This window comes from Bacillus sp. WMMC1349 (genome assembly GCF_013155385.1).
Taxonomy (GTDB): Bacteria; Bacillota; Bacilli; order Bacillales; family Bacillaceae; genus Bacillus.
Map to the genome: position 1 here is coordinate 1982129 of NZ_JABJUQ010000007.1, position 12716 is coordinate 1994844.

Sequence of the window (12716 nt, forward strand, 5' to 3'; positions counted from 1 at the left end):
GAAAATACATCATTCAACATAAATGTAATTTTTTACGAAAAAAAGGCTTGTAGCCTCTTTTTATCTTCGATACCATAAATATCTTATTATTGCAAAACCAATTCTAACAATCGGGCTTAATCTCTCGATATGCCTTATCTAAATTGTCGCATACTTCTGGTTTTCCGCTTTCGGTCCCGACATAGTTAAACCATCACGACTCTGTCAGCTTGTGATTTGGTGCATAAACCACGTCTTCCAGCGCTCAAGGACAACTTTTTTAGGCATCAGCCTTGTCACGAGAAACTCGTCACCGGGAGCGATCTGTTTTTTCTGTGGGTCAAATATTTCCCCCCCCCTCGTCAAACCGGTTTATATTTTTCTTTGAAAGCGCGCAGACCGCTGAAGCTGTACATATATCTGAAATTGTTGAAAATGACGGCGGCGAGCCACTCTGACCAAAAAGACTTAAAATAAAAGGATATCCCTACATTGGATAGGATCCATATTAATTGTCGTATAGCCCTGTTCTTTGGCTAAATGAAACAAATGGATAAACAACGCATCCATGATGCCTTTCGGCGCTTTGTTTCCATACCGCATCAAATCGATGGAAATCTCGCCTTTGCGATACATCGGCATGAGGCTCATAAATGCGATGATTTTCCCAGCTTCATTCTTTAATACAGCGATCGGTGCTTTTTGTAAATAGGCTTCTTGAAAAGTACCGAGAAGGAAAACCAATCTAAAAAGATCGATTCTTTCACAATTGTTGATAATGAGAAATGTTTCTTGAAGGATAAACCGGCAAGATCTTTTCTCACTTGATAAATGACAAAACAAGAGAACAGCCGCGGGAAATATGATACTCAACATTTTTTTCATCAATACCACTTCTCTCCACCTGTAAATCAATTCACGACTATACCGAAAAGAGCCTCTTCTTTCCATGTTTAACAATTCTCCATAAAATCAATACCATTTTTCTAGGCTAAAGCATCTATTTGTATCAAATATGTCTCTTCAATGTTAAACAGTTTCTTACTTTCTCGTGTCCGGATTCAGAACAAATCTGACTTGTCGATTTCTAGCAACGTTTAACTGCCTCCATTATATTTTCTAAGATTATATTCACCATCTAAACTACCGTATTTAAATATTCAGAAGGTTAAACGAATCATGATATAGAAATTAATTTTTGTTTATAAATGACAAAAAAGGAGTTAGTGCTATGAAAAAAACCGTTTTGTTTTCTAGTATGCTTGCCTGTACGTTTTTTTTCTATAACCTCTTCCCTTCTAGCGGGTATGCAGCGGTACGAAATTATCTCGGTTCTTGGGATTTAAATGGGAATGGAAAACTTGAACAAGTATTTAATTACAACGGTACAGCGATTGAAGTTGTCAGCCGCGGACAATCAACAAAGTTCCCCATTTCCAATCCAGTTTGGCACCTTGCAACTGTTGCAAATACGAACGGTACCCAAGGTGATGAACTGATAGTGAAAGCGGGAGATCATCTTCAAATCATTCATTATAAAGATAGGTACTCGACTGAATATCAAGTGTTCAATGGAATGTGGGAAGTCGTTAGTACTTCAAATACGGATCATCGCGGAGGTGATGAAGTCATTGTGACTGCCGGTGCCAATTTAAAAGTCATCAACGACAGCTTAAGAAATACGCATGAATATTACATAACAAATGGTGTCTGGTATGTCGGGGGCATTGAAGATACAAATCAGCAACCAGGCAGTGAAATTGTCGTAAAAGCAGGAAATGATCTAAAAATCATCTATGACGGGATGAAGAGGATAAAAACATATCCTATCTCAACGTCCGCACAGTACTGGAAAATTGCAAGTGTGGTAGACACTGATGGCAAATCAGGAGCAGAAGTGATCATGTCTGTCGGTGATCATCTTATGATCGTTAGAGATCGAAGCGGTGTGAAAAAAACATATCAAATCACAAAAAACGGGGTTTGGTCAATTCGCCAGATTACAGATGTTGACGGTATTGCTGGAGCGGAAGTCCTGATAGATATTCCGAATTCAAACGGAAAAATGGTGATCGACCGAACAGAAACAATGAAGAATCTTAAAAAATAACTTAAGGAGGATGGCTTATTCCTTGTAAATATTTTATATAAATTAAAAAGATATCCAGTAATATTGGTGTGTCAACTATATGGTGGTTATGAAATTTTGAGAATACGTGAGTATTTTGAAGAAAATTTAACTTTATTGAGGGAGGAAGTCTTATGAAAAAGCAGATTTGTTTATTATTAAGCCTATTCATCAGCTCGTTGTTTATTTTTCAGACACCGTCTGCTGCTTTAGATAAAGTATATCTTGGTTCTTGGGATTTAAACGGTGATGGTATAAAAGAAGCGGTTTATAATGTCGTCAGTTCAATTGAAGTAGATGAAGCAAATGGGAAAAAAACAACATATCCGATTTCCAGTGCCAGCTGGGCCCTTGCTAAAGTTGCAGACACTGATGGGATGAGTGGTGATGAATTGGTTGTTGCAAGCGGCAAAACAACGACTATCATTCACCATAAAACGAAGAAAACAAAGCAATATCCTGTTTCATACGGCAATTGGGCGATTACTCATGTAGCAGATACAGACGGTCAGCCTGGCGGAGAAGTGATTGTGATCGCGAGTAATAAAATCATGATAATTAACGACCGCACTGCGTCTTTTAGAGAGCATATCGTTCCACCGGGAAACGGTGGCTTTTGGAATCTTGTCAAAGCAGCAGACACGGACGGTAAAGCCGGAGCTGAATTAATCGTTACAGTTGGACAAAAACTTTATATTTTCAATGACAGATCGAAAACATTTAAAAACTATGAAATTCCCTATTTTTCATGGACTTTTCACGATGTTCAAGACACCAATGGAAAGCCGGGTGAGGAAATCATTTTAAAAACAAGCCGATCTGTTTTTTTAATCCGGGATTACAACAAAACGATTAAAGACTATCAGATCGGAAGTGGAGCTTGGAAGATTGCCGACATTCAAAACATCGATGGTATTTCTGGAAAAGAAATTCTCATTTCCGTACCGCAAAAAGGATTAAAAATCATTACTGATCGAACCGGTGAAATAACGGATAGATAAACCAATGAAAATCGCCCATTTGCACCAGGTTTAAACAATTCTCCCATCAAACAGGACTTTTGTATTAGTTTAAAAGCCTCATTGTAAATATAAGTAGGAACAAGTATACTTTTATAGTTGTCAATTATTCGGGAAAATGGTAGATAGAAGTGGAGAACGTCGTCTATTTTTAGACCGCCCACTCAAAAAAAAATAATTTGTGCAAAATGAACGGCCACATTACAGCGACTCCGTTAAGCAAACAAATCATGAATGAGGCCACGACTGCTATTGATTTGCCTTAACTTTGACAAATCCTCCGACTGTTGTCGGGGGGTTATCCTTATTTTCCTGATCATCCCTTTTTAAAAATAATCAAAAGATGTCGATACAATAAATGTCAGGGGTCTGTAACAAATCTCTCAAAATATGTGGAGGCAAAAAACATGCGAATCAATCATACCATTGTCATGAACAACACTCATCGAGAAATTGTAGTGGAACATGGCAGAAAAAACACAAAAGACATATCTTCCGGTCCACAGATCAACCATGTTGGGGATGATGAAGTTGGACTTGCGATCTCAAAAAAATTGAGAGGACAAATTAAAGGTCTTGAGATATCTGTTAAAAGCTTCAAGGCGGAGTCACTATCAAAAGAATTGAGATTTCATTAACAGCAAGGTGGGGTTTTTAATAGAAATAGTATCACTGTATAAAACTTACTATCTGAATAAATTTGATTCTTTCCCCTTTACTGTTCTGTTTACCCCCTTTCCTTCAAAGTCTAGTAGAAACATTTCAGCGTCACTCTCCTGCTTCTTTTGAAAAAATAAAAATCGAACATTTGTTTTATTTTTTCTTGACTTATGCAAGGCTCTTCTTTAAAATCATAATATCTTAGCGGCTTGCTAAGGTCGAATTTGTTTAAAGGAGCGCAGTTACTTTGTCACATACTAAACATCAAAGGTTAGGATTGATTGTAGCGGGTTTATTGCTGGCGATTTTTATGGCTTCAATGGACAACACCATTGTTGTGACCGCCATGGGCACAATCGTTGGCGATCTTGGTGGACTTGACAGTTTTGTCTGGGTCGTATCCGCTTTTATGGTCGCTGAAATGGCTGGTATGCCGATTTTCGGGAAATTATCTGATATGTATGGCCGCAAACGTTTTTTTCTTTTTGGTAGTATCATGTTTATGGCCGGATCTGCTTTATGTGGAACAGCAACAAATATTGAACAACTGATCATCTACAGAACGATTCAGGGCATTGGCGGCGGCGCACTTATTCCGATTGCTTTTACGATTATCTTTGATATTTTTCCTCTTGAAAAACGAGGCAAAGTGTCAGGATTGTTCGGAGCTGTTTTTGGGTTATCCAGTATTTTCGGCCCTCTCATCGGTGCCTATATTACAGATCACATCAGTTGGCATTGGATTTTTTATATTAATCTACCACTTGGTCTTATTTCTTTTATTTTGATTCTGTTATTTTATAAAGAGGCGAAACAGCACGAAAAACATAAAATCGACTGGTTTGGTATCGTGACACTTGTGGGAGCAGTTGTTTGTCTCATGTTCGCACTCGAACTTGGCGGTCAACAATATGCTTGGAGTTCAAGTGTCATTATAATGCTCTTTGGAGGATCTGCTCTATTATTTACTTGTTTCTTTATGATTGAACGAAAAGTGAACGAACCGATTGTTTCACTCCAAATGTTTAAAAACCGGCTGTTTGCTTCAAGTACACTTGTTGGCTTTTTCTATGGGGGAACATTTATTTCGGCAACGATTCAGATTCCCATTTTTGTACAAGGTGTTTATGGCGAATCTGCGACGAACTCTGGACTCGTTCTTTTGCCAATGATGCTCAGTTCTGTTGTATCAGCCCAACTTGGTGGGTTTTTAACAACAAAAATCAGCTATCGAAATATTATGATGATCTCTGGGCTTATCCTGATCAGCGGTTTTTCCTTATTAAGTACATTAAATATGGAAACTCCCCGTTTATTATTAACACTTTATATGATTGTTGTTGGCTTAGGTGTCGGGTTTTCTTTCTCTGTCTTGAGTATGGCGGCTATTCATCATTTTGATCAAAGGCAGCGCGGCTCAGCAACTTCAACGAGCAACTTTGTCCGCTCACTTGGTATGACAATCGGTGCCAGCGTATTTGGCATCATCCAAAAAAACAGTTTTTCAGATCAATTGTCAACGACTGAAATGACGGGTTTTTCTTCTCCAAATGATGCTGGTCAGATTTTATCAAGTGCAAGATCTTCCATCCCATCTGAAATTTTAAATCAGATTACGGAAGCCTTATCAAGCTCGATTGTACATACCTTTACATGGGTGATTGTACCTGCGTCAGCAGCCTTTTTATTCGTTCTGTTGATGCCGAAGGATCGGGTTCAATTAAGAGCTAAAAATAAATGACTAAAAGCTGGGGGAATTCTCCAGCTTTTGTTTTTATGAGTATTTTTCGGATGTTTTCCCTCTGTTCTTTCTCATTTTGGCGATGATTAATAACGGGATCGGTATGACCCCAAATAAAACAGCTGCTACATAGCCAACATAATCACCTAATGAGAATACACTATTTAGATTTTTAGGATACATTGAAATCAAATACATGACCGGCAGCAACCCATACATGATCGGTCTAATTTTTTTACTGAACAGCTGACTTAAACCAAGTGATGCGGTGTAATATGATATGGCAAACGTCGCAAATAACTGCATAATCCAGATGACTAGAAACAACGATTCAAACCGTTCAAACGCTAATCCGGAAATTTCAAAACTTCTCATCAAATCAATTGTCGGCCATGTCCTCCCCGTTACTCCCTCAAAAGATAAGGCACCGATGACAAAAACAACGGTGGCGAGGTAAATCAACATTGTAATCAATATTCCTATGAGAACAACGTTAACACCTTTTTCCGGTTTTTTCATAAAGGCTATCAAAAAAACCATGACTTCTGCGCTGATAAAGGAAAGCGTCGTTGATTCTGTTCCTTTTAGCACTGGCATGATACCTTTTCCCAAAACGGGACGTAAATTGTCAAGTTCAAATATGCCAACACTCATAAAAATAGCCGTGATAAAAATAATCACTGTAATTGGAAAAATGATTTCAAACAGACGGGTAATGGATCCCATCCCATCTTTAATTGAATAAAATCCAACCCACATCATCACCATGATGATCGCCCATTGAGGCGTTTTACGGAGTAAATAAAAGCCGATCATTTCCGCCATGATCCGTGCTTCAAAAGCAGCAATTGTCACAAAGTGTTCAATAAAAAACAGGCTGATCAATATACAAAGCCATTTCCCAATAATATGTTCACCATATTGAAAAAACGTTTTTTCCGGGTATTCTTGACTTAATTTTGTTAAAATGATTCCGCTAACGGCTGCAATGATACCGCCAAAAATGACAGCAAGCCAGACATCCGGTGTACCCGTTGCTTCCGCACCTGTTCGTGGTAAACTAAGAATCCCTGCTGCCATCGTATAGCTGACAAAAACAACGATCGCCTGTGAAGTTGATATTTTATCTTGAGAACGAATCATGGCGTCAATTTCACCGCCTTTCTTGGTTTGAATCTTGTCCGTTACTGATCACCTACTGTACCATAATCTTTAATTGTCAAGTCAACATGGAATTTAATCGGAATCTCAGTGAATATTTCATCCCAATTTTTCTTCAGCTTTTCCCACAATCTTGGCTGATGAATTCTTACACTATTTCCAAACCCGGCTAGATCTGCTTTGTACTTTTTTTGCATTTCTTCAATTGAGTGTTTAATTGATTGACGAGCTGTTTTTTCCGAATTTTTTTCAACTCTTTCTAAAAATTTATTATCAAAAGCTTCTTCTGCTAAGATCCTGTTTTCTGCAAGATGACCATCTGATGTTATGTTTACGTCAAATGATATAAGACGGTTTTTTTTGACAATCGGCTTGATTTCACTTTTTAAAGTTTCAATTGTATAGACGGTCAACTTTTTCGTTTTGTCCTCATAACTTGTCACAGTACCACCGGTTCCTTTGCCTTTAATCCACATCACACCATCTATATCATGTTCATCTAAATAACCGAGCAGTTTATTTGTTTTTCCATTTATCGCCACAGCCCCAGCATATTTAATTTCACCATCTGCAGCAGCAACATTTTGCAGTAGATAGCTTGTCCCAGACCTAAGCATGCCTGTTAATTTGGCAAGTGTGATGGGAGGCAAAATCTTTTTTGCACGATAGCGATTATTAATAATTTCCCGTAAGCGAAATGCTGGCATTTCACCTACGTCCTTTAACTCTAAAGTATCTCTTGCCTTCCCTCTTGTGACAAGGACAAGACTACTTGGTCTGATTTCATCATCGCGAAGGTATTGATCAAGTAATTCTTCTAATGAATATGTACGAAGCAGTTCAGCGGCAATGACAATCACCTTTAAATGGGGTCCAAATACAGGCCTGTCTTTTCGCAATGCTATTTCTCTCACATTTTGCTGTGTGGCATCACCTGTTTGATAAACATTAATATACGATTTTTGATCTCCACCGCCGCCTCCACCAGCAACCTTTGCACCCGCTGTCTGCTGGTTGACATATTGATATGTTAATGTAATCTCGTCATGTTTCGGATAGTTCCCACCGACTTGATTAAATTTTTTTTCAATGGATGTTTCCTTCCCTTTATCCATCCCGATAGCAAATGTTAAGCCCAGCTCTTCAATTTCACGGCTGCTCCAGCATCCGCTTAAAAAAAAGAGCAAACAAATAGATAAAAAACGAAGCGTGTTAATGATGGTTTTCATGCTTTCTCCTCCTCATCTTTGAGATCAATAGCAAGATTAGGGGTAATACTCCGCCGATCCAGACACCGCTATTGCCAATCATGTCTCCAAATGCAAACATGCTATTAATATTTTTTGGCATCATCGCAATCAGATAAATAATAGGCAGTAAGCCAAACAGTACCGGAGCAAGATTTTTTTTAAGAAGTTGAGACAGACCTAATGCAGCACCATAAAAGGAAATAACAAATGTATTAAACAGTTGCATAATCCAAATCACCAAGAGCATCGACTCGAAACGTTCAAAGATTAACCCTTCCACTTCAAAGCTTCGCATCAGATCGATTGTTGGCCACGTCCGGGCAACAACTCCATCGATTGATAAAGCACCAATGACCATCACAACCGTTATCATATAAAAAAGCAACGGGACGACTGTACCTATTAAAATGACTTGCATCGACTTATCCCGTTGTGCCATAAACGGCATCAAAACGAGCACGATTTCAAGTCCTGAAAAGGAGAGAGCGGTGACTTTCACTCCTTTTATCACTGGTAAAATTCCTTGACCTAATACTGGACGCAAATTGTCTAATTCAAAGATGCCGAAGCTCATCAAAATCACCAATAAAAACAAGATCACTGTGATCGGAAAAACAATTTGAACTAGGCGAGCAATCGCGTTTATGCCACCGAGCGCCAAATACAGACCCACCCAAATAAAAATCATTGCTGGTGCCCAACGAGGTGTCCCTTCTAATAAAAAGAAAAGGGTAATTTCCAACATCGAACGGATTTGAAAACCGGCATGAGCTAATAAATAACTGGCAAATACGAAACCGATCAAATATCCGATCCATTTGCCGGTAATATCCTGAGTATATTCGTAAAAGGTTTTTTCTGGATATTGTTTGTTCAGTTTGATCATGAAGAATCCGGCCGTTAGTGCAATGATTCCCCCGAAAACAAGAGTCAGCCAAACATCAGGTGTCCCTACCTCTGTTACCGATGTTCGTGGGAGTGTTAAAATTCCTGTTCCTAGCACGAAATTAAAAATGAGACCAGTTGTTTGTGTAGTGGAAAGACGTTCGTCTGACATGTTCATGATGAATGGCTCACTCCCTTCCCTGTCTTATTCTTTTCTTTTCGTGTTTTCCGGTCTCAACATTTTCGGTCTGCGTTTCATCATTAAAAGTGGCATCCGAACAACAAAATCTTTCCAATCATTAAACCGATATGGAACAGCAGGTGCGGCATATGGAACACCAAAACTTTTTAACTTGACTGCATGACTGGCAAGCATGAGGAAAAACATGATTACACCGTATAATCCAAACATTGCGGCACAGAACATCGCCACAAATCTTAGCATTCGCAAAGAAATTCCCGCACTATATTGTGGAATCGCAAATGAAGAAATCGCTGTTACCGCAACGACAATGACCATAATTGGACTGACGATGCCCGCTTGTACAGCAGCTTCTCCAATAATAAGACCACCGACAATTCCGATCGTTTGACCTACTGGTTTAGGCAACCGCAGACCTGCTTCACGCATAATTTCAATGGCTATTTCCATAATTAGCGCTTCGATCAGAGAAGGGAACGGTACCCCTACTCTTGATCCGGTAATGGAAACGACCAGTTCACTGGGAATCAGCCCTGGATGAAACGAAATAAACGAAATATATAGTGCAGGACCTAGCAGTGAAGCCATTGCCGCACCAAATCTTAACATTCTGACAAGCGACCCAGCGATCCAACGCTCATAATAATCTTCAGGCGATTGCAACAGCATACTGAAAGTAACAGGGACAATTAACACAAAAGGTGTTCCATCCAGGAGAATCGCAACTCTACCTTCCATTAAAGCCGCCATTACCCTATCTGGACGTTCCGTACTTTGCACTTGTGGAAATGGGCTGAGATAGTTATCTTCAATCATCTGCTCAACATATCCAGATTCAGGAACAGCATCCATGTCCATCTTTTGAATTCTTTTTTGAACTTCTTCAATTAGTTGTTGATCTGCAATTTCTTTAATGTAAGCGATAACAAGACTTTTTTTAGACCTTTTTCCCACTTGAGAATGAATCAGCGACAGATTTTGATTCCGTCCTTGTTGTCTTAATAATGATGTGTTTGTACTAAGCGATTCTGTGAAACCTACCCGCGGTCCTCTAACTAAAGCTTCTGATGCAGGCTCTTCAATATTCCTCTCATTTCCTTTTGCTGTTCCTAACATAAATACTTCTTGTGAACCCTCAATTAACAACGCCGTCGCACCCATCAGCACTTCCTGCACTAACGAGTTAATATGATTGACCTCTGTGATCGTACTGATCGATAAAATTTGTTTTTTGATCAGATCAGACAGATGATTTTCTATCTTAGAAATCTCTATTTTATATTCTTTAGAGAAATCAGCCATTAGCACTTTCATAATATGTTGATCAATTAGCTCTTTATCTGAGAGACCATCAATAAAAACAATTGCAGCCCGGAGACCTATACGTCCGATCTCAAATTCACGGAAATTAACATCTGCTTGGTCTCCTATTTCAGCCTTGACCATGTCCAGATCTTGCTCAAAACTTCCACTCATAAAGCCAGTTGTATCAAGTGATGGTACCGGATGATTAGGGTGATTCTGTTTCACAGACTGCCGGTTAATTCGTCTTGTTTTTGACTTCCACCATCTCATTTATTTACTCACCTTCTGGCGCACGCATCCAATGAAATACTTTTGAGATGCCGTACGGAACCAAAAAAGTCAAAAAAGCCTGCATGATAATCACCCAGTCTGGAAGATAGGATAAAATCGTTTTCCACATTTTGATCACCCTTCATCAATACTTTTCTTTATCCTATTATTACCTTGGATGACTTCTATAAATGTGGTAATTTAAACCACAAATCTAAAAAAGCCACTTCCTTATAAAAACGAAAATGACTTCTTTCCTTATGTTTATTTAGCAAGTATTTGTTTTTTCTTCAGCAGTCTTAAAAATTCTTCATCCAGTTCAGCATATTTTTGATCTTGAGGGGATAGTTGTGCTAACTCCCCGAGAATGATAGCGATTCGATTTTCGATTCGGAGAAGTTCCTCCTCAACCTCTTTTATCGGTTGCTTTTGTCTTTGCTGACTTGCTTTTATTCCTGTTTCAATCCGTTTTATACATCCCTCTTCAAATATAAGAAGTTTGTCACACAATTTTTCTATAAAGTAGACATCATGTGAAACAATGATGATCGACCCGGCGAATTTTAATAACGTGTCTTCAAGTTGCTCTCTGCTAGGCAAATCCAGATGGTTTGTTGGTTCATCTAAAATCAGAACATGATAATCCTTTAACATCATAGCTGCCAGTTTGATTTTTGTCCGTTCGCCCAAGCTAAACGCTTCAATTTTTTGATGAAATCGTTCTTTTTTAATCCCCATATTCGCCAAAATGGTTCGCGCTTTTTTTATTTCTTGCTCATCAGATAATTGCAGTACTTCTCTCACCGTTTGCTCTTCCTTTAGATCAGAGACGTCTTGACTTAAATACGCAACTTTTACAGACGGGCTTTTCCACAGTGTTCCAGCTGTAGCTTGTTCCGTTCCTAACATCATCCGGAGCAAAGTCGTTTTTCCACAACCATTATGTCCAATTAAGCCAATCCGCTCACCATGCTGAATATAAAAGTTGCTATTTGAAAACAACATTCGTCCATTAAATGCTTTTGTAACATTTTTAGCCGTAAATATCCGTTTACCTCTTTTTTCGCCAGATACAAACTGAAAATTGATTGCTTCTTCCTGTGGTTTTTCTAGTTTGTGTTTTTCAAGTTCTTTTTTTAACCGTTTTATTTTCGATTTGGCTTGATGATCTAATTTTTTAGCTTTTACCCGGTAATATTCTTTAAACCCATCCTTTTTAGTTGATTCCCGGTGGGCCTTTTCAGACCAATTTTGAAACTTTGTAATTTGCGATTCGATTTTTTCTGTTTGTTTTTGCTGAACTTCATATTGATGTAGATAAGCTTCAGAAAGCCGTTTTTTCTCTTTGTTGTATGCAGAGTAATTTCCTTGATAAACATCCAACTCCCCATTTTCAAGTTCGAAAATAGTTGAAACTGATTGATCTAAAAAATACCGGTCATGGGAAATGATCAATACAGCTCCTTTAAATGTTTTCAGTTCTTCAATTAGCCAATTGATCCCTTTTAAATCAAGATGATTTGTCGGTTCATCGAGGATCAGAAGATCAGGAGCTGTAGTCCAAACAGAAGCGAGAGCTAGCTTTAATTTTTCCCCGCCGCTCAAATGATGAATTTTCTCGTTATGCCAATTCTGAATATTTGTAAGACCTAACTGACTTGTCAACTGAAATAAACTTCCATTGCCATCTTCAGTTAAAATGTGATGGAAATCTTTGATTGAATAATCTATTGATTGCTCCAAATAACCAATTTTAAGGTTGCTTTCTGTTTGGATAGAGCCGTCATCAGCTCCTGCATGACCTGACAATATCTTTGCGATTGTTGTTTTCCCTGTTCCGTTTGATCCGACTAAACCAATTCGTTCTCCCTGTTTGATTTGGAAATGAATATTTTTTAGAATATGTTGATCTCCAAAACTTTTGTGTAAACCGCTTACTTTGATTATAACTGTCATCATCTCACCTCTTATATATTAAATGACAAAACAAAAAACCTCTTCACGAAAAACTTGGAAGAGGAAAATAAGCCAATTTTATACATGATGACAGAATGAATGACCTTACGTTAAGGCAGACGCAAAAAAGGCATAAAAGGGCAGATTCATCCTATTCTCC

10 protein-coding genes and 1 pseudogene are annotated in these 12716 nt (G+C 38.4%); 4 read left to right on the top strand and 7 right to left on the bottom strand.

The window, feature by feature from the left end; genetic code table 11:
• Nucleotides 1-204: 204 nt before the first annotated feature.
• A pseudogene (locus tag HOO54_RS24330) lies at nucleotides 205-717 on the bottom strand (phosphatidylglycerol lysyltransferase domain-containing protein); the annotation flags it as partial.
• A gap of 493 nt (nucleotides 718-1210) precedes the next feature.
• Here HOO54_RS24330 and HOO54_RS12460 point away from each other — a divergent pair.
• From HOO54_RS12460 to HOO54_RS12475, 4 genes are all read left to right on the top strand, one after another.
• Nucleotides 1211-2089, top strand: coding sequence for a PA5033 family protein (locus tag HOO54_RS12460; RefSeq protein WP_172295689.1), 879 nt, complete (start codon nucleotides 1211-1213; stop codon nucleotides 2087-2089).
• 152 nt (nucleotides 2090-2241) lie between these two features.
• Complete coding sequence (locus HOO54_RS12465) at nucleotides 2242-3108, top strand: PA5033 family protein (protein WP_172295691.1); 867 nt, start codon at nucleotides 2242-2244, stop codon at nucleotides 3106-3108.
• 425 nt (nucleotides 3109-3533) lie between these two features.
• Entirely contained in the window at nucleotides 3534-3764 is a 231-nt protein-coding gene (locus tag HOO54_RS12470; RefSeq protein ID WP_172295693.1) for a flagellin family protein, read from the top strand.
• Nucleotides 3765-4033: 269 nt separating this feature from the next.
• Nucleotides 4034-5527, top strand: a complete 1494-nt coding sequence (locus HOO54_RS12475; RefSeq protein WP_172295695.1) for an MDR family MFS transporter — start codon at nucleotides 4034-4036, stop codon at nucleotides 5525-5527.
• Nucleotides 5528-5560: 33 nt separating this feature from the next.
• Here the strand turns inward: HOO54_RS12475 and HOO54_RS12480 are convergent, their stop codons facing one another.
• From HOO54_RS12480 to abc-f, 6 genes are all read right to left on the bottom strand, one after another.
• Entirely contained in the window at nucleotides 5561-6670 is a 1110-nt protein-coding gene (locus tag HOO54_RS12480) for a spore germination protein (protein WP_172295697.1), read from the bottom strand.
• 41 nt (nucleotides 6671-6711) lie between these two features.
• Nucleotides 6712-7917 carry a Ger(x)C family spore germination protein gene (locus HOO54_RS12485; protein WP_172295699.1) on the bottom strand — a complete coding sequence of 402 codons (1206 nt, stop codon included), beginning with the start codon at nucleotides 7915-7917 and terminating at the stop codon, nucleotides 6712-6714.
• Nucleotides 7901-9004, bottom strand: coding sequence for a spore germination protein (locus HOO54_RS12490; protein WP_172299529.1), 1104 nt, complete (start codon nucleotides 9002-9004; stop codon nucleotides 7901-7903). The genes HOO54_RS12485 and HOO54_RS12490 overlap by 17 nt, the downstream gene beginning before the upstream one ends.
• Before the next feature lie 24 nt (nucleotides 9005-9028).
• On the bottom strand, nucleotides 9029-10600 hold the full coding sequence (locus HOO54_RS12495) for a spore germination protein (protein WP_172295702.1): 1572 nt from the start codon (nucleotides 10598-10600) through the stop codon (nucleotides 9029-9031).
• 4 nt (nucleotides 10601-10604) lie between these two features.
• Nucleotides 10605-10730, bottom strand: coding sequence for a hypothetical protein (locus HOO54_RS24750; RefSeq protein ID WP_301539284.1), 126 nt, complete (start codon nucleotides 10728-10730; stop codon nucleotides 10605-10607).
• Nucleotides 10731-10864: 134 nt separating this feature from the next.
• Nucleotides 10865-12556, bottom strand: a complete 1692-nt coding sequence (gene abc-f, locus HOO54_RS12500) for a ribosomal protection-like ABC-F family protein (protein WP_172295704.1) — start codon at nucleotides 12554-12556, stop codon at nucleotides 10865-10867.
• Nucleotides 12557-12716 lie beyond the last annotated feature (160 nt).